Annotated in this window: 13 protein-coding genes; 5 read left to right on the forward strand and 8 right to left on the reverse strand. The window is 64.3% G+C overall.

Features of this window, described 5'->3' with window-relative positions; genetic code table 11:
- Positions 1-4: 4 nt before the first annotated feature.
- The 4 genes from M2396_RS07540 to M2396_RS07555 are packed head-to-tail and all read right to left on the reverse strand — an operon-like array spanning position 5 to position 5,149.
- Entirely contained in the window at positions 5-1,717 is a 1,713-nt protein-coding gene (locus tag M2396_RS07540) for an ABC transporter ATP-binding protein (protein WP_259074056.1), read from the reverse strand.
- On the reverse strand, positions 1,714-2,577 hold the full coding sequence (locus tag M2396_RS07545) for an ABC transporter permease (protein WP_150569480.1): 864 nt from the start codon (positions 2,575-2,577) through the stop codon (positions 1,714-1,716). Before M2396_RS07545 ends, M2396_RS07540 begins: the two co-directional genes overlap by 4 nt.
- The gene (locus tag M2396_RS07550; RefSeq protein ID WP_259074057.1) at positions 2,574-3,563 is read right to left on the reverse strand and encodes an ABC transporter permease; all 990 of its coding nucleotides are present in this window, start codon (positions 3,561-3,563) and stop codon (positions 2,574-2,576) included. Before M2396_RS07550 ends, M2396_RS07545 begins: the two co-directional genes overlap by 4 nt.
- Complete coding sequence (locus M2396_RS07555) at positions 3,560-5,149, reverse strand: ABC transporter substrate-binding protein (protein ID WP_150572935.1); 1,590 nt, start codon at positions 5,147-5,149, stop codon at positions 3,560-3,562. The genes M2396_RS07550 and M2396_RS07555 overlap by 4 nt, the downstream gene beginning before the upstream one ends.
- A 393-nt stretch (positions 5,150-5,542) precedes the next feature.
- Between M2396_RS07555 and M2396_RS07560 the strand changes: the two genes are divergently transcribed.
- The gene (locus M2396_RS07560) at positions 5,543-6,403 is read left to right on the forward strand and encodes a CAP domain-containing protein (protein ID WP_101318755.1); all 861 of its coding nucleotides are present in this window, start codon (positions 5,543-5,545) and stop codon (positions 6,401-6,403) included.
- A 47-nt stretch (positions 6,404-6,450) separates the two neighbouring features.
- Here M2396_RS07560 and M2396_RS07565 read toward each other — a convergent pair whose 3' ends face one another.
- Entirely contained in the window at positions 6,451-7,650 is a 1,200-nt protein-coding gene (locus tag M2396_RS07565; RefSeq protein WP_259074059.1) for an MFS transporter, read from the reverse strand.
- Positions 7,651-7,767: 117 nt separating this feature from the next.
- Positions 7,768-8,667, reverse strand: a complete 900-nt coding sequence (locus M2396_RS07570) for a LysR family transcriptional regulator (RefSeq protein WP_259074061.1) — start codon at positions 8,665-8,667, stop codon at positions 7,768-7,770.
- Between the two features lie 331 nt (positions 8,668-8,998).
- Here M2396_RS07570 and M2396_RS07575 point away from each other — a divergent pair, with 331 nt between their 5' ends.
- Together M2396_RS07575 and M2396_RS07580 are read left to right on the forward strand one after the other, a co-directional pair.
- Complete coding sequence (locus M2396_RS07575) at positions 8,999-11,416, forward strand: glucose/quinate/shikimate family membrane-bound PQQ-dependent dehydrogenase (RefSeq protein ID WP_259074062.1); 2,418 nt, start codon at positions 8,999-9,001, stop codon at positions 11,414-11,416.
- A gap of 115 nt (positions 11,417-11,531) precedes the next feature.
- Complete coding sequence (locus M2396_RS07580; protein WP_150569485.1) at positions 11,532-12,812, forward strand: carbohydrate porin; 1,281 nt, start codon at positions 11,532-11,534, stop codon at positions 12,810-12,812.
- Positions 12,813-13,447: 635 nt separating this feature from the next.
- On the opposite strand, the gene argE is transcribed toward M2396_RS07580, so the two are convergent.
- On the reverse strand, positions 13,448-14,599 hold the full coding sequence (argE, locus tag M2396_RS07585) for an acetylornithine deacetylase (protein WP_259074064.1): 1,152 nt from the start codon (positions 14,597-14,599) through the stop codon (positions 13,448-13,450).
- Positions 14,592-15,266: a DUF1028 domain-containing protein gene (locus M2396_RS07590; RefSeq protein WP_188035779.1), complete on the reverse strand. Its 675-nt coding sequence runs from the start codon at positions 15,264-15,266 to the stop codon at positions 14,592-14,594. The genes argE and M2396_RS07590 overlap by 8 nt, the downstream gene beginning before the upstream one ends.
- 322 nt (positions 15,267-15,588) lie before the next feature.
- Here M2396_RS07590 and M2396_RS07595 point away from each other — a divergent pair, with 322 nt between their 5' ends.
- Together M2396_RS07595 and M2396_RS07600 are read left to right on the forward strand one after the other, a co-directional pair.
- The gene (locus M2396_RS07595) at positions 15,589-16,902 is read left to right on the forward strand and encodes an NAD(P)/FAD-dependent oxidoreductase (RefSeq protein WP_150572911.1); all 1,314 of its coding nucleotides are present in this window, start codon (positions 15,589-15,591) and stop codon (positions 16,900-16,902) included.
- Positions 16,902-17,312 (forward strand): RidA family protein, encoded by a 411-nt coding sequence (locus tag M2396_RS07600; protein WP_101318737.1) that lies wholly within the window; start codon positions 16,902-16,904, stop codon positions 17,310-17,312. The genes M2396_RS07595 and M2396_RS07600 overlap by 1 nt, the downstream gene beginning before the upstream one ends.
- Positions 17,313-17,331: the final 19 nt, after the last annotated feature.

Raw genomic sequence — 17,331 nt, forward strand, 5'->3', positions numbered from 1 at the left:
GTCCTTAGATGGCAATTTTCCACAGTCTTGCTTCGTCGAACAGGTCGAAGGCCTCATGCTCTAGGTCGAGCGGCGGTACGACCAATTCAGTGCCCGCGCCGGGCAGGCGCGGTACTGAGCCAAGCAGACGCTGGGTGTATTTATGGGCCGGCTGCCGGAACAGTTGCTCGACCGGTGCATGCTCGACGACCTGGCCGTGACGCATCACCAGCACATCGTCGCTGACATGGCGGATCACCCCCAGGTCGTGGGAGATAAACAGGTAGGCCAGGCCCAGTTCGTCCTGCAGATCAGCGAGCAGATCCAGCACCTGCGCCTGCACCGAAACGTCCAGCGCCGATACCGGCTCGTCGCAGATGATCAACCTCGGCTCGCTTGCGATGGCGCGGGCGATCGCCACGCGCTGACGCTGGCCGCCCGACAGCTGCAAAGGACGGCGCTGGGCCAGGTCCGCGGCAAGGCGCACCTGATTGAGCAGCACGGCAATCCGCGCCGGCCGTGCTGGCGCCTCGACGCCGGCGACCTGCAAGGCATCATCCAAAATCTGCGCAACCGTCCAGCGCGGGTCGAACGAACCGAGCGGGTCTTGATAGATCACGCTGATTTCGCGGCGCAGCGGCCGCCGGCTGGCCTCGGCGATGGCATCGTCGGGCAGGTTCCAGGGTTTGCCGCGATAGAGCACCTGGCCTTGGTCTGGCGTCAGCAGGCCCAGCGCCAAGCGGGCCACGGTGGTTTTGCCCGAGCCGGACTCACCAACGATGCCTAGCGTGCGGCCGGCATGCAGGGTGAAGCTGACGCCCTGCACCACTTGCCGCGCCAGCCCGTCCGGGCCGGTGTAGCGCTTGCCCAGGTCACGGCCTTCGAGCAGGACCTCGCCCAGGCCACGGTTGACCAGCCTGGGCGTGCTGGCCACGCGTTGCGGCGACAGCCGGGTGCCCCGCGGATGCTCGGCTGGCACCGCCGCCAGCAACGCCATGGTGTAGGCATGTCGAGGCTCGCGCAGCACCTGCTGCATCGGCCCCTGCTCGACCACTTCGCCATGGCGCAGCACCAGCACCTCGTCAGCCAACTGGGCAACCACGGCCAGGTCGTGGCTGATGATCAGCAGCGACGCACCGCGCGCCTTGATCTGCTGAAACACCTGCAGAATCTGCGCCTGCACCGTGGCATCCAGCGCGGTGGTTGGCTCGTCGGCGATCACCAGCGCCGGCTGCATGGCCAGCGCGCTGGCGATCAGGGCGCGCTGACGCAAGCCTCCCGACAGCTGTCCGGGGCGCTGGCGGGCGCGTAGTGCAGAGTCCGGCACGCCGACCAGCTCAAGCAGTTCATGCACCCGCGCCGCACGCTGCTGGCGGTCGCCGTAGCCATGGGTCTGCAACACTTCAAGGATCTCTTTGCCGACCGGTCGCAACGGGTCGAGCGAGACCAGCGCATCCTGCAAGACAAAGCCGATGTCTTTGCCGCGCACCTGCCGCCACTGACGCTCGCTGAGATCAAGCAGGTCGTGGTCGGCAAAGCGCAACTGACGCGCCGACACCACGGCGCCCGTGCCGGTCAGGCCGACCAGGCTCCGGGCGCTGACGCTCTTGCCCGAGCCGGACTCGCCGACCAAGGCCACGCAACGCCCGGGCGCCAGGGTAAAGCTCAGGTCGCGGACCACACTCTGGCCGGCGAACGACACCGTCAGGCCGTCGACGATCAAGGTCTTGTCACTCATGCTTGGCGGCCCTCCAGGCGTTGTTGAATGAAGCGCCCCGTGACCGTCGTGGCCAGGGTGGTAAGAACGATGAACAGCCCAGGGAAGAACGTCAGCCACCAGGCGCTGGCGATGAAGTCGCGGCCCATCGACAGCATGGTCCCCCACTCCGGTGCCGGCGGCCGGGCGCCTAGGCCTAGAAAACTCAGCGCCGAGGCCCAGACAATGGCCTGGCCGACGCCCATGGTCATGGTCACCACCAGTGGGCGCATGGCGTTGGGCAGCAGTTGGCGCAGCACAATCCGCGAGGTGGGATGGCCGAGCGCGCGCGCCGCTTCGATGTAGCCGGCATTGCGCACCGCCAGCACCTGGCCGCGCACCATGCGCGCGTAACCGGGCGCACCCCCCAGGCCGGTGGCAACGATCAGCGTGCCGACGCCGCTGCCGAACACCGCCACGAACAGCAACGCCAGGATCAAGCTGGGGAAGGCAAACAGCACCTCCAGCAGCCAGCCGACAGCGCGGTCGACCCGCGCACCACCGAGGCCGCCAAGCAAGCCCAGGCTGATTGCGATGGTCATCGACAACGCCGTGGCGGCGACGCCGATCAACAGGCTCTGGCGGGCGCCGTGAATGATCCGCGCAAAGATGTCGCGTCCGGATTGATCAGTGCCCAGCCAGTGCGCCCAGCTCGGCGCCTGGAACGCATCGCGCGGCACGATTGCCAGTGGGTCGACGTGGGTAAATAGCTGGGGAAACAGCGCAGCCAGCAGTAACGCGGCCAGAAACAGCAGGGCCAGGCTTGCGCCGACTGGCGGCAGGTTGATCCGGCGCTGACGGCGCAGCGGCGCCTGCACACGGTCAAGTATCAGGTCGCTCATGGCGTGGCCTCCTGTTGGCGGGGGTCGATCCACTGGTAGAGCAGATCCACCAGAATGTTGGCCAGCACATAGCCCGCGGCAACTACCAGGCTGATGCCGATCACCAGCGGCATGTCCTGGGCCTGCACCGCCTGATACAGCTGGCGGCCGATGCCCTTGCGGGAAAAGATCACTTCGCACACCACCGCGCCGCTGATCAGCGCGCCAATGGCCCAACCCGACAGCGAAACCCCGGGCAACAAGGCGTGGCGCAAGGCATGCCGGAAGCGCACGGCCAGGTCACTCAAGCCACGGCTGCGGGCAGTGAGAATGAACGGTTGTTCCAGGGTCAGCTCGAGCGACTCGCGGGTCACCTGGGCAATGAAACCCGCCAGCGGAATGGCCAGAGAAAATGCCGGCAATACCAAACTGGCCAGGCTGTCGCTGCCCGCCGGCGGGAACCAGCGCAGGCCAAAGGCAAATACCGCCAGCAGGACCACGCCAAGCCAGAAGTGCGGCAAGGCGGCGCTGAGGGTTTCCGCCAGCGAGGCCAGCCCGCCGATCAGACGACCGCGCCCGGCGGTGATCACCGTCAGCAACAACACCAGCACCCAGGCCAGCAACAACGCGGCGATGGTCAGCTCAAGCGTCGCACCGCCCTGCTCGGCCAGCACCCGCGTCACCGGCAGGTGCTGCGAGTAGGACAGGCCAAGGTCGCCTTGCAGCAGGCGGCCCAGGTACAGCAGGTATTGCACGGCCAGCGGTTTATCCAGACCGAACTCGATGCGCGTGGCTTCGATGGTTTCCGGACTGGGGTTGCCGCTGGGACCACCGAGAATCGCCAGCACCGGGTCGCCCGGCATCAGACGCAAGGCAAAAAACGTAAGCGTCGCCACGGCCCACAGCACCAGCAACCCGCCACCGAGGCGGATTACAGCGCGGCGGCCGAGTGCGGCCAGGCGCCCGCGGCGCGGGTCGGCTATTGCCAGTTCAGTTGCACTGCTCATTTGATCACCCAGGCGTCATACAGGTAAGTGACCGCCAACGACGGTTCCAGGCGCACGCCTCGGGCGGTCTTGTAAATGCCCAGGCGGGTGCTTTGCGGATAGGTGGTGAGCTGCAGGTATTGCCCGGCGGCTTGCGCCTGGGCCTGCTGATACAGCGCGCGGCGCTGCTCCGGCTGCTGCGTAGCCAGGGCCTGATCAAGCAGGCTGTCGAAGCCGGGATCGGCGTAGCCTGAGGAATTCTGGTGGTAGCCACCGACCCCTGCCGGCTGGACGAAGGCCGAGCTGAAGATGATCCGCAGCACGTCCGGGGTGTTGGTGTTCCAGTAACCAGTGCGGATGTCGTAGTCCCAGGCGGCCTGCCGGGCCGTGACCTGCACATCGCTCATCTGCTCCAGCACCAGCTCTATCCCGGCCTCGCGGGTGGTGGCCTGGACCTGCTCCCACAAGGTCAGCTCCGACGGCGGTGTGCGTGCTCCGATCAACACCGTCGCGCGCAGGCGCTTGCCGTCTTTGCTGCGGTAGCCCTCGGCATCGCGGCTGGTCCAGCCAGCATCATCGAGCAGCTTGCCGGCGCGGGCCGGCTGGTAGTCCTGGCTGTGCTCGAAATCGGCACTGTAGAACGGCGTGGCCATGCTCAGCGGGCCGCCGGCGCGGGGGAATTCACCGAAATAAACGCTCTTCAGCGCGCCCTCGATATCGGCGCTGCGCACAAAGGCTTCGCGCACGCGGATGTCATCGAACGGGGCGCGACGCAGGTTGAAAGTGCCGTTGGTGGGGTTACCTGGGCGTTGGGCGACGATCAGCTCGACATCCGGGTTGCGCCGTGCGGCCTCGTGGGATTCGGGCGGGAGGGTTTCGATCACATCGACTTCGCCTGCCTGCAGCGAGGCAAAGCGTACCGACGGCTCCTGGATGAACTTCCACACGATCCGTTCCAAGTAAGCCGGGCCCTGGTGCTGGGCGGTTGGCGGCGCCCAGTTGTAGTCCGGGTTGCGCACCAGCTCGACCTGGTTCTGCCGGTCCCAGCGCGCCACCTTGAACGGCCCGCTGCCGACCGGGCTTTCGCAGTTGACGTCACGGCTGCGCTTGAGCGCAGTAGGCGACTGAATACCGAGAAAGCCCTGCGCCAGCACTTCGAGAAACGCTGCATAGGGCGTTGCCAGGTGGACCACAGCGGTGTACTCGTCGATCACATCGGTGCCACGATACTGGCGGATATAGCCACCGGCGGTACTCGACTGGGTCTTGGGGTTGGCCATGTGATCGAGGTTGGCCTTGACCGCCTCGGCATTGAACGGCGTGCCATCGGTAAAGCGCACATCGCGGCGTAGCTGGAAGGTGTAGCTGAGGCCATCCGCGGCGACCTGCCAGTGCGTGGCCAGCCACGGGCCGATGCGCCCTTGGCTGTCCATCGACACCAGCGAGTCGAGGTATTGCTGAGCAACGAATACCTGCGGCATGTCCCCGGCGACGTGCGGGTCAAGGCAGGTTGGTTCGCGGTCGGTGGCGTACACCAGTGTGCCGCCGTGGACCGGCTGATCGCCATGGGCGTTGACCTGCTCGGTGCGTTCGCAGCCGACCAGCATCAATGCTGCACTGAGCAAGGTCAGGGGAAGGATGGAGTTATTCAAGGATGCTCCTGCACGGGCCCAAGGGGTGTGCAAGGGCTATTGCAGGACTTGTGCCTGGTTTCAACGCCCTGATTTTGCTGGGTTTGACCTTATTGGCAGTGAATGGCGACGGGCAAACTGTTGCACTGCTGTTGGCCTGCGGACAGTAACGGCCAGCGGCCTGCTGAGAATGCAAATAATTCCCAGCAAGTACCGCACTTTCTTCAGCAAGAAAGGTCTACTCCCTCTTTTGCCGATAATGTTCGACAATCGGCCGTTCAATTGCACCGCACGACGCAGGGCCAAAAGCCAGATGCTTGTGTAGGATGAGCAGCGCCGAGTCTCGCGCTGCCAGATAGGGAGATACACATGCGCGTCCTGTCATCCGTTGCCTGTCTTACCGTGCTGACGCTGGGCCTGGGTGTGTCTTGTGGCGCCCAGGCGTTCACCAGCGAGGAAGGGCAACTGATTGCGTCGATCAACGCCTACCGCAGCCAGCCGCAGAGCTGCGCCGGCGAAGGTTCGCTGGAGCTGCCGCCGTTGAGCAGCGATACCCGCCTGGCGCTGTCGCCGGAAGGCACCCGCGACCTGCAGCAGGCAATGTCCCGCGCGGCTTACCCGATGGTCAACGTGCAGGCGATCAGCCTGTCCGGGCCGCGCGATGCGCCGGCGGCGATGAAGGCCATCGCCGAAAGCTTCTGCCAGGTGGTGCTCGACCCGCAGTTCGTCGATATAGGCGTCAGCCAGGAAGGCCGCGACTGGCGCATCGTGCTGGCTCGGCCGCTGCTCAGTGGTCGCCTCGGTGACTGGCAGGCAGAGGGCCAGAAGCTGCTGCAGGAGATCAATGCAGCGCGCCAGCTGCCCCGCCAATGCGGTGGCCAGCCGTTCGCCGCCGCCGCGCCGCTCAGCTGGAACGCCACCTTGGCCGGCGTTGCTGCCGACCATACCCGGGCGATGGCCAATCAGAACTTCTTCGATCACATCGACCGTGATGGCCGCACTCCGGGTGACCGCGCCGAACTGGCCGGCTACTCCTATCGGCTGGTCGGCGAAAACATCGCGGCCGGTCTGGACACTCCGCGCAAGGTCATCGATGGCTGGCTGGCCAGCCCAGGCCATTGCGCAACCCTGATGAACCCGGATTTCAGCGAACTGGGCGCGGCCTACGCCGTGGACCCCAAGAGCGATGCCGGGATCTACTGGACCGGCTTGTTTGGTGCGCCGCAATGATCGCCTGAGCTGAGTCCGCTCGCTCTGCAGTCATTGAAGCGGCGCCTTCAACCGCGCCGGCTACGCAGCACGAATATGCCCAGCGCCAGCAGTGGCAATGTGGCGCCCACCAGCGCTACGCCATGCCAGCCGAGCTGCTCATACAGTGGGCTGGCCAGCGCCGAGCCCGCTGCGCCGCCGACGAAGATGCTGGTCATGTACAGCGCATTCAATCGGCCGCGGCTGGCCGGGTCCAGCGCATACACCTCACGCTGGCCGATCACCATGTTCATCTGCACGGCGAAGTCCAGCAGTACCCCGCTTAGCGCCAGGCCGATCACGCTGAACCCCGGCGCGCTAAGGCCCAGCAACAGCGCCAGTGGCGCCAGCACCAATGCCAGCAGCGAGCCGCGGCGGGCATGCCCGGCATCAGCCAGCCGCCCCGCCAATGGCGCAGCGACTGCGCCGACTGCTCCGACCAGGGCAAACAATGCGATCTGGCTCTGCGACAGGCCATGCTCCCCGCTCAATGCCATCGGCACCGCCGTCCAGTACAGGCTGAACGCGGCGAACATCAACGCCTGATACAGCGAGCGCTGACGCAGTACCGGGTAGCGGCGCAACAGCCCTGCCAAAGAGGCCATCAGTTGCGCATAGCTGGCTTTGTGCTCGGGCACCCGCCGCGGCAAGGTCAGCGCCAGCAACAGGATGATCGCCAGCATGATCCCGGCGGCGCCGACAAACACTGTGCGCCAGCCGAAGTGGTCAGCAACCACGCTCGCCAGTGGCCGTGCCAGCAGTATCCCCAGCAACAGGCCACCCATGATATTGCCGACCACGCGCCCGCGCTGTTGCTCAGGGGCAAGGTGCGCTGCCAGAGGAATGAGCATCTGCACCGACACCGAGCTGAAGCCGATCAACAAGGCATAGCCAAGAAACAAGCCACCCTGGCCATTGCTGCTGGTGCCCGCCAGGACGAGGCTGACGCAAGCCAGCACTGCGGTAGCAACCATCAGCCGGCGGTTTTCCACCAGGTCTGCCAGAGGCACCAGTAACAGCAGACCAAGCGCGTAGCCGAGCTGGGTCAGCGACACGATCAGGCTGGCGTGCTCGGCTGACAGGCCAAGGTCTGGCGCAATCAGGCCGACAATCGGCTGGGCGTAGTAGATATTGGCGACGATCGCGCCACAGCAAAACGCCAACAGGGTTACCAGGGCCCGACTCAGGCCTGCGGTGGAGGGCTGGCTGGCAGCGATGGATGGGCTCATGTGCAGGTGCCTCGGTGGATGATCAGGGAAGATGCTGTGCACGTTACCCAGCGGTGCAGGGCAAGAGAATCCAGCGGCTGCGCAAGGGGTCTTTGCGCGTAGCGCAACGCCCTGCCCTCACTCGCCCAGCAGTGCCTCGCAAAAGCCGACAAACGCCTGTACCCGGCGTGAGCCGCGGTGGTTGGGCAGGTACAGGGCATTGATCGCGTTGCTGGCGGAGCCGGGGCTGATCTGCCAATCAGGCAACAGCCGCAGCAAACGCCCGGCGGCGAAGTCTTCGCGCACCAGCCAGTCGGCCAGCAAGGCAATGCCGGCGCCACTCAGTGCAGCTTCGCGCAGCACATCGGCGTTACTGCTGCGCAGCGGCCCGCTGATATCCAGCTCCAGCGTCTGCTCGTCACGTGACAGGCGCCACGGCCGTGCGGACTGCCCATAGCGAAAACGCAGGCAGGCCTGTTCATTGAGTCCTCGTGGATGCTCCAGCGGCGCGTGCCCGGCGAGGTACGCGGGGCTTGCCACCAGCCAGCGCTGAAAGCGTCCGAGCGGACGGCAGATCAGTTCGTCGTTGGGCGCGGCCTCGCCCAGGCGAATACTCACATCGTAGCGGCCCTCGAGCAGGTCATCGAAGCGATCACTCAGGTCGATGTCCAGCTCAAGCCCCGGATGCGCGGCGAGAAAGCGCCCCAGATGCGGCGCTATCACCCGCCGGCCGAACTCGACGGGCAGGCACAAACGCAGCACCCCGACGGGCTCCTCGCCACGGTCGCCGACATTGGCATCGGCCTCGGCCAATGCCTCGAGCACCTCGCGGCAGCGCTGGTAGTAACTGGCGCCCGCCTCGGTCAGGCTGACTTGCCGGGTGGAGCGGTTGAGCAAGGCGGCGCCCAGTTCAGCCTCCAGGGCATCGACCAGGCGCGTCACTGAAGAGGTGGCGACCCCAAGGTTACGCGCTGCAGCCGAAAAGCCGCGTGCGTCGACGGTTGCCATGAAGGCCTTGATTGCCAGCAGCTTGTCCATCGCAGTTGATGTCCGCCAAATCGGCCAACCTTGCTCCAAATGGAGCCTGGGTGCAATCACGGCCAGCCTTACCTGACCTGTCCGCCAGCTTGACCGCAGGGGGCAGACGCAAAAATCTAAGTCGACAAAGCCAGATCAAGCTTTTTCGCGAAATTTTCACATTATTGATTTCGCCGTTTTTAAGCTGGAGTTGGCGACTTGATCTAAGCTTTTCGAGGCATCTTGGCAAGCTCAGCCCTGCGACAATAGGTCTCAAGGGCAAATGTACCAACTTGTTAATTAGCTTGCTAAGGGCTTAAACTCCGCGTATTCCACCTGCGAGATCCTTGGCATGAACGACTCACCGCGCGCCTCAGGCGCCTCGAAAATCATTCTGGTTGGCCTGGGCGTGATCATCGCCCTGCTCGGCCTGCTGCTGGCTGCCGGCGGCATCAAGCTGGCCGGTCTGGGCGGCTCCTGGTACTTCCTGATCGGCGGCCTGGCCATGGCCATCGCCGGTATCCTCATCGCCCGCCGCAAGGTCGCCGGCGCCTGGCTGTATGCCGCGTTCCTGCTCGGCACCGCGCTGTGGGCAGTGCTCGACACCGGCCTGGTGTTCTGGCCGCTGTTCTCGCGCCTGTTCATGTTTGCCGTGATCGGCACCTTAGTTGCGCTGGTGTACCCGCTGCTGGCCCGCGCCAACGGCACCGCCACTGGCCGCGGCGCCTACGCCGTCGCTGGCGTCATGGCGGTAGCAGTCGTGGTCGCGGCCGGCAACATGTTCGTCGCCCACCCAAGCGTTGCCCCAACTGGCAAAGGCCCGGGGTTGACCGCCGTCGAACCTGCGCAAGCGCAGAAAGACTGGGCTCACTACGGCAATACCGAAGGTGGCAGCCGCTTCGCCGCCCTCGACCAGATCAACCGTGGCAACGTCGACAAGCTGCAGGTCGCCTGGACCTACCACACCGGTGATGTCGCCCTCAGCGACGGCAACGGTGCCGAAGACCAGCTGACCCCATTGCAGGTCGGCAACAAGGTGTTCATCTGCACCCCGCACAACAACCTGATCGCACTCGACGCCGACACCGGCAAGGAGCTGTGGAAAAACACCATCAACGCCCAGTCGAAAGTCTGGCAGCGTTGCCGTGGCATGGCCTACTTCGACGCTAGCGCGCCGCTGGCCCAGCCCTCCCAGCCGAACAGCTCGCCGGTCGTTGCAGCCACGGTTGCCCCTGGCGCCAACTGCCAGCGCCGCCTGCTGACCAACACCATCGACGGTCGCTTGATTGCAGTCGACGCGGATACCGGCGAGTTCTGCCAAGGCTTTGGCAACAACGGCCAGGTCAACCTGATGGCGGGCCTGGGTGATGTCCCGGATTCGTACTATCAGCTGTCCTCGGCACCGCTGATGGCCGGCACCACCGTGGTGGTTGGCGGACGTGTTGCCGACAACGTCCAGACTGACATGCCAGGTGGCGTGATCCGTGGTTTTGACGTGATCACCGGGCAAATGCGCTGGGCCTTCGACCCAGGCAACCCTGAAGACCGTAACGCCCCGACTGACGGCAGCACCTACGTGCGCAGCACGCCGAACAGCTGGGCGCCGATGTCCTACGACCCGGCAATGAACACCGTGTTCCTGCCGATGGGTTCGTCGTCCACCGACATCTATGGTGTAGAACGCAGCAAGCTCGACCACACCTACGGCGCATCGGTACTGGCGCTGGACGCTACCACCGGTAACGAGAAGTGGGTCTACCAGACCGTCCACAACGACCTGTGGGACTTCGACCTGCCGATGCAGCCGAGCCTGATCGACTTCACCAAGGACGACGGCCAGACCCTCCCTGCGGTGGTGATCGGCACCAAGGCCGGGCAGATCTACGTGCTCGACCGTGCCACTGGCAAACCGCTGACCCAGGTCGACGAAGTGCCGGTCAAGCCAGGCAACATCCCCAACGAACCGTACTCGCCGACCCAACCGAAGTCAGTCGGCATGCCGCAGATCGGCGCGCAGACCCTGACCGAATCGGACATGTGGGGCGCAACCCCGTATGACCAACTGCTGTGCCGCATCGACTTCAAGAAGATGCGCTACGACGGCCTCTATACCGCGCCAGGCACCGACCTGTCGCTGAGCTTCCCAGGCTCGCTGGGCGGCATGAACTGGGGCAGCATCTCCACCGATCCGGTGCATGGCTTCATCTTCGTCAACGACATGCGCCTGGGGCTGTGGGTCCAGATGATCCCGTCGCAGAACCAGGGCAAAGCCGCCGGTGGTGGCGAAGCGCTGAACACCGGCATGGGCGCGGTACCGCTGAAAGGCACGCCGTACGCGGTGAACAAGAACCGCTTCCTGTCGATTGCCGGCATCCCTTGCCAGGCGCCACCATTCGGCACCCTGACCGCGATCGACATGAAGACCCGCCAGGTCGCCTGGCAAGTGCCGGTCGGCACCGTTGAAGACACCGGCCCGCTCGGCATCCGCATGCACCTGCCGATCAAGGTTGGCCTGCCGACGCTGGGTGGCACCTTGTCGACCCAAGGCGGCCTGGTGTTCATCGCCGGCACCCAGGACTTCTACCTGCGCGCTTTCAACAGCGGCAACGGTGAAGAGGTCTGGAAAGCCCGCCTGCCCGTCGGCAGCCAGGGTGGCCCGATGACCTACGTCTCGCCCAAGACCGGCAAGCAATACGTGGTCGTCACCGCTGGCGGTGCCCGCCAGTCGACCGACCGTGGCGATTATGTAATGGCCTACGCCTTGCCATAACGCGCGTCACTCCCGTGCGGCATGAGGCCGCTCCTGCATACCCGTTGCAGGAGCGGCCTCATGCTTTCAGCGGCGCTATTTATCACCACCTCGCGATTCCCAGGAAAGCTGCGCAATGTCCTCCGTGTTCCGTTTTACCCCTACCCGCATCACCGCCAGCCTGCTGCTGGTACTGGCCAGCAACGGCGCCATGGCCGAAGCCGATCTGCTCCAGCGCAGCACCCTCAGTGGTGACTGGGGCGGTTTGCGCCATCAACTTGAAGACGATGGCGTCAAGTTCAGTGCCGACTACAGCGGCGAGACCGCCTACAACGCTGATGGCGGCCTGCACCGCTCGGCGCGCTATTCGCAGAACATCAAGCTGGGCGTGCAGTTCGACTTGTCCCGCTTGTATGGGGTGGATAACGCCGGCAAGGTCCAACTGAGCATTAACGACCGCCGCGGCCACAGCGCCTCGGAGGAACTGGTAGGCAACCGCCTGCCGATCCAGGAAAACTTCGGCGGCCTGTACACACGCCTGACCGAGCTCAGCTACGAACGCAACTTCACTCCGGCGCTGAACATCAAGCTCGGCTACATGGCCATGGGCAACGACCTCGGCGGCCTCGACAGCGGCATCCTGTGCAACTTCATGAACGCAGGTTTCTGCGGCCATCCGCTGAACATGTCCGGCGGCAGTGGCTGGACCAACTACCCCAATGCGCGGCTCGGTGCGCGGGTCAAATATGACCTTTCGCCAGCCTGGCAAGTGCGCGTGGCGGCGTTCAACGTTGATCCCGAAAGCAACGGCAATTCCAGCCGTGCCTGGAAGCTGGGCCCCAAGCACACCACAGGCACGGTGGTGCCGGTAGAGCTGGTGTACAAACTGCGAGGCGAACTGCCGGGTGAGTACAAGCTGGGTTACTACTACGACAGCTCCAACGTCAAACGCATTGGCAGTGATGACGAAGTGGCTGGCCGAGGTGGGCACTACCTGTTGATTGATCAGGCGGTATGGAATGACCCCGCCCTGGCCGGCCGTAGCCTGCATGCGTTTGGTCAATACTCGGCGTCGAGCAAGGCGGCATCGCCGTTTACCAAGTGGTATGGCACGGGCGTGGTGCTGTACCAGCCGTTTGCAGGCCGCCCGCGGGACACCTTGTCGTTGGGCTATGGCCGAGCAGTGCCGAATCCACGTAGTCGGGATGTGCTGGAGGATGCCGCTGCTGGCAGTGATCGCGAGTTCCCGAATATCGACAGTGCTGAGCAGTTGATCGAGCTGAGCTATGGATATCAGGCCACGCCCTGGCTGAATCTGCGGCCGGACGTGCAGTACATCATCGAGCCTGGAGCGTTTTCCGGGACTGATATCGACAATGCGCTGGTGGTGGGATTGCAGGTCAAGGCCAGCTTCTGATTGGGGCTGGCTTGGTGGGCTGTGTGGGGTTTGCGGTTGTTGGCTTATCCTTTCCTGGTGTTGGCCAATGCTGCCCCTTTCGCCTTTACCGGCCATCCCTTTCAAGGTCTCTGCATGTTTCTGAATTTTTCTCTGCTTTGAGATTGCTGGGCCCGCTGCGCGGCCCTTCGCGGGCAAGCCCGCTCCCACAGAGTTCGCGATACTTTCAGGTCAGCATTAATCCCTTAAGTCCGTCGCCCCGGCAACCTCTATCAACACTGACCAAGCCACTCTCAGGCAACGCGGACCCTGTGGGAGCGGGCTTGCCCGCGAAGGGCTGCAAGGCAGCCCCGCTGTTGATGTGCGCCAGCGCAGCGAGGCGTGCTTTTGATCTTGATCTTGATCCTTCAGCGATTCAGAGGCAATACCGGAGCAAGGGAACCCCTAGCAGCGCAGAGCTAGCCGATGTCGCCACGCCCGCACATCACCATTTATGCAGGTTATACAGGCCGACCACACATAGCACAATCAAAGCTGCGCCATACATCATTGCGTTCGCTATAAAAACCCGTCGCCTCAGTGTTCTCGGAAAACTATCCAGTTCCACCAGACGGATATGCCAAGGCAAGCTGGCGCCACTCAAAGCAGCGCAATCATCAACCCCGCAAATAATCCACCAACCGCAACATCATCCCATCGCACCCACGCAGTTGCTCGACACTGACAAACTCATCCGGCCGATGCCCCTGCTCCATGCTCCCTGGCCCACATACCACCGTCGCTATCCCCGCCTGATCAAACAACCCTCCCTCAGTCCCAAACGCCACCGTGCCAAACTCACTCGACCCACTGAGCAACGCCACCAACCGCGCAGCCTCGCTATCAGCCGCCGTAGCCAACCCAGGATACGCACTCAAAGGCCACAGCCGAATATCACTCGCGGCACTCACCGCCCGCATCCGCGGCAGCAACTCGGCCTCGGCGTAGGCCTGCAACTGATCCGCCACAGCCTCTGCAGCAAACCCCGGCAACGCCCGCACTTCAAAGTCGAACTCACATTCCTCAGGCACGATATTCAATGCCCGGCCACCTTTGATGACCCCCGTCTGCACCGTCGAAAACGGCGGATCGAAACGCGCATCCTGATCCTCGGCCAACGCCTGCCCAATCTCGCCCAACTTGCCGATCATCCGCGCCGCATACTCGATGGCATTCACCCCGTAAGGTGCATAGGCCGAATGACAGGCCGCGCCATGCACCTGGCAACGCATCGCCAGCTTGCCCTTATGGCCAAGCACCGGTTTCAGCTCGGTCGGCTCACCAATCAGGCACAAACGCGGTTTGTGCGGCCGCTGGGCCAAGGCGTCGAGCATCGAGCGCACGCCCAGGCAGCCGACTTCCTCGTCATAGGAAAACGCCAGATGCACCGGCGTGTGCAGCGGCTGCGCGAGAAACGCCGGGACCGCCGCCAGTACCGAGGCGATAAACCCCTTCATGTCCGCCGTGCCGCGACCATACAAGCGGCCATCGCGTTCGGTCATGACAAACGGGTCGACGCTCCACGCCTGGCCATCGACCGGCACTACGTCGGTATGCCCCGACAGCACCACGCCGCCGCGATCGGTCGGGCCGATGCTGGCGAACAGATTGGCCTTGGTGCCCTCGGCGTTGAAAAACAGCTCACTCGCTACCCCCAGCTCAGCCAGGTAATCACGAATGAAGCCGATCAGTTGCAGGTTCGAATCACGGCTGACCGTGGCAAAGCCGATCAGCCGCCTCAACAGCTGCTGGCTGCTCAGCTCATTCATCGCCCGCCACTCCGTAACTCGGTGCACGGGTCGGATCGAGTGCGCGGGTCACGTAGTCGTTCATCTGCGGCCGGTAGGCTTGCCAGAGACCATCGAGCTGGCCAATCGGGTCGTGCTCGGCCCAGTCCACACGCAGATCAACCAGCGGCCAGGTCAGCTCACCGGCAATCTTCAACGCCGCCGAATGGATCGGCCCGGCCTCGCCACCTGCCGCGACAGCCGCGTGCATGGCGGCCAGCAAGCGATCCGCCAGGTGCCCACCGGCCTGCTCGAAGGCGTCGACCATGGCCTGGATCACCTGCTGCGAAGCGAGCAGATTGCCCGCCGCCGCGCACTGCTCACCGGCCACGGCATTGTGTACGCCCAAGGCCTGCTTGCCAGAGAACAGCGCGACCTGGCCATGACTGTCGATCACCGTGACCTGGCGGTATTCACTCCAGCCGTTGGCCGTCAACACCTGGTCCAGTGCAGCGGGTGGTAGCTGGCCTCGCTCCAGCGCATCAAGAATCTGCGGGCCAAGGGCAGGCAGGGTGATGTTCTGGCTGGCAACTGCACCGACCCCAGCGCGCACCCATGGGCAGCGGGCACCTACCGCGATGCTGGAAGAACTGATGGCGATACCAAGCTGGCCGGTTTCGGCGCAGCGGCCAATGATGGAAAAGGTCATGGTGCAGCTCCTGTATCAGGCGAAAACCAGGCGGAAGACAACTGCCCGCCACTCAATACCGAGCATTCTGGACAGCCCGCCCAGCCCACGAAACGACCTTTTTTGTTGCCCCTGCACAGGAAAAAACTCACGGCCAACAAAATCACCCTGACAGCACTGCCAAACCGCGCTGCAGCCCTTGCTGCACCTGGCCTTCGCCAATTTATCGGCAAGCCCCAGCTAAATAGTATTTTCGCCGCTATTGAGCAGTCCCTAGTCTGGCCCCAGGCAAAGGCGGTCTCCCACCGACCTGATCAAATCGCCTTCCAAGAAGGGCTCGAACATGACATTGAACAACATCGAAATCGACACGCTGATCGTCGGCGCCGGCCAGGCCGGGGTCGCCATGAGCGAACACCTGAGCAAACTCGGCGTGCCGCATCTGGTGCTGGAGCGCAACCGCATTGCCGAGGCCTGGCGCAGCGGCCGCTGGGACTCGCTGGTAGCCAACGGCCCGGTCTGGCACGACCGTTTCCCCGGCCTGGAATTCGACCTGGACGCCGACGCTTTCGCCGGCAAGGAGCAGGTGGCCGATTACTTCGAGCGCTATGTACGTAAATTCAATCTGCCGGTACGCACTGGCGTTGAAGTGAAGAAGGTCGTACGCAATGCCGACCGCCCAGGCTTTGTCATCGAGACCAACCAGGGCACCATCCGCGCCAACCGCGTAGTGGCTGCCACCGGCCCGTTCCAGCGCCCGGTCATCCCCGCCATTGCCCCGCAGGACCCACGCCTGCAGCAGATCCACTCTGCCGCCTACTTCAACCCTGAGCAGCTCCCTGAAGGCGCGGTACTGGTAGTAGGCGCGGGCTCTTCCGGCGTACAGATCGCCGAAGAGCTGATGCGTGCCGGGCGCAAGGTGTACCTCTCGGTCGGCGCCCACGACCGCCCGCCGCGCGCCTACCGCAACCGCGACTTCTGCTGGTGGCTGGGGGTACTGGGCGAATGGGATGCAGAAATCGCCAAACCTGGCCGTGAGCACGTGACCATCGCCGTCAGCGGCGCCCGTGGCGGCCACACGGTGGACTTCCGCGCCCTCGCCCACCAAGGCATGACCCTGGTCGGCCTGACCGATTCATTCGACAACGGTGTCGCCACCTTCCAGAACAACCTGGCCGACAACATTCGCCGCGGCGACGAAAACTACCTGGCCCTGCTCGACGCCGCCGATGCTTACATCGAGCGCAACGGCCTGGACCTGCCGGAAGAACCCGAAGCCCGCAAACGCCTGCCCGACCCGGCCTGCATCAGCGAACCGATCCTGCAGCTGGACCTGATCGCGGCCGGCGTCACCAGCGTCATCTGGGCCACCGGCTACGGCGTCGACTTCAGCTGGCTGCAGGTCAATGCATTCGACAGCAACGGCAAGCCAGTACATCAACGCGGCGTGTCGCAGGAGCCTGGGGTGTACTTCCTCGGCCTGCCGTGGCTGTCGCGGCGCGGCTCGTCGTTTATCTGGGGGGTGTGGCACGACGCCAAGCACGTCGCCGGCCATATCGCCACGCAACGCACTTACCTGGCCTACCGCGACCGTCATCAGCGCGACGCCGATGCCGCCGCCCAACCTCACAACGTCAGCACCCTCGGAGCCCACTGATGCCTACTCATACCCGCGTACGGATGTTCAACACCAAGGTCACCTACCCTAACCAGTCGCTCGACAATGACCTGTGCCAGGCGGTGCGCGCCGGCAACACCGTGTATGTGCGCGGCCAGGTCGGTACCGACTTCGAAGGCCGCCTGGTCGGGCTGGGCGACCCGCGTGCCCAGGCCGAGCAGGCCATGAAGAACGTCAAGCAGCTGCTTGAAGAAGCCGGCTCGGACATGTCGCACATCGTCAAGACCACCACCTACATCACTGATCCGCGCTTCCGCGAGCCGGTGTATCAGGAGGTCGGCAAATGGCTCAAGGGCGTGTTCCCGATTTCCACCGGGCTGGTGGTCGCCGGGTTGGCGCAGGCTGAGTGGCTGATGGAGATCGATGTGATTGCGGTCGTGCCGGACTGAGCGGCATAGCTGAAGTTGC

This window comes from Pseudomonas sp. BIGb0278 (assembly GCF_024809895.1).
GTDB lineage: Bacteria > Pseudomonadota > Gammaproteobacteria > Pseudomonadales > Pseudomonadaceae > Aquipseudomonas > Aquipseudomonas shirazensis.

What these genes read in the sequence shown, in the direction of transcription:
- M2396_RS07540 (WP_259074056.1), bottom strand. Translation starts at nt 1,717, where the DNA reads ATGAGTGACAAGACCTTGATCGTCGACGGCCTGACGGTGTCGTTCGCC.
- M2396_RS07545 (WP_150569480.1), bottom strand. Translation starts at nt 2,577, where the DNA reads ATGAGCGACCTGATACTTGACCGTGTGCAGGCGCCGCTGCGCCGTCAG.
- M2396_RS07550 (WP_259074057.1), bottom strand. Translation starts at nt 3,563, where the DNA reads ATGAGCAGTGCAACTGAACTGGCAATAGCCGACCCGCGCCGCGGGCGC.
- M2396_RS07555 (WP_150572935.1), bottom strand. Translation starts at nt 5,149, where the DNA reads ATGCTGGTCGGCTGCGAACGCACCGAGCAGGTCAACGCCCATGGCGAT.
- M2396_RS07560 (WP_101318755.1), top strand. Translation starts at nt 5,543, where the DNA reads ATGCGCGTCCTGTCATCCGTTGCCTGTCTTACCGTGCTGACGCTGGGC.
- M2396_RS07565 (WP_259074059.1), bottom strand. Translation starts at nt 7,650, where the DNA reads ATGAGCCCATCCATCGCTGCCAGCCAGCCCTCCACCGCAGGCCTGAGT.
- M2396_RS07570 (WP_259074061.1), bottom strand. Translation starts at nt 8,667, where the DNA reads ATGGACAAGCTGCTGGCAATCAAGGCCTTCATGGCAACCGTCGACGCA.
- M2396_RS07575 (WP_259074062.1), top strand. Translation starts at nt 8,999, where the DNA reads ATGAACGACTCACCGCGCGCCTCAGGCGCCTCGAAAATCATTCTGGTT.
- M2396_RS07580 (WP_150569485.1), top strand. Translation starts at nt 11,532, where the DNA reads ATGTCCTCCGTGTTCCGTTTTACCCCTACCCGCATCACCGCCAGCCTG.
- argE (WP_259074064.1), bottom strand. Translation starts at nt 14,599, where the DNA reads ATGAATGAGCTGAGCAGCCAGCAGCTGTTGAGGCGGCTGATCGGCTTT.
- M2396_RS07590 (WP_188035779.1), bottom strand. Translation starts at nt 15,266, where the DNA reads ATGACCTTTTCCATCATTGGCCGCTGCGCCGAAACCGGCCAGCTTGGT.
- M2396_RS07595 (WP_150572911.1), top strand. Translation starts at nt 15,589, where the DNA reads ATGACATTGAACAACATCGAAATCGACACGCTGATCGTCGGCGCCGGC.
- M2396_RS07600 (WP_101318737.1), top strand. Translation starts at nt 16,902, where the DNA reads ATGCCTACTCATACCCGCGTACGGATGTTCAACACCAAGGTCACCTAC.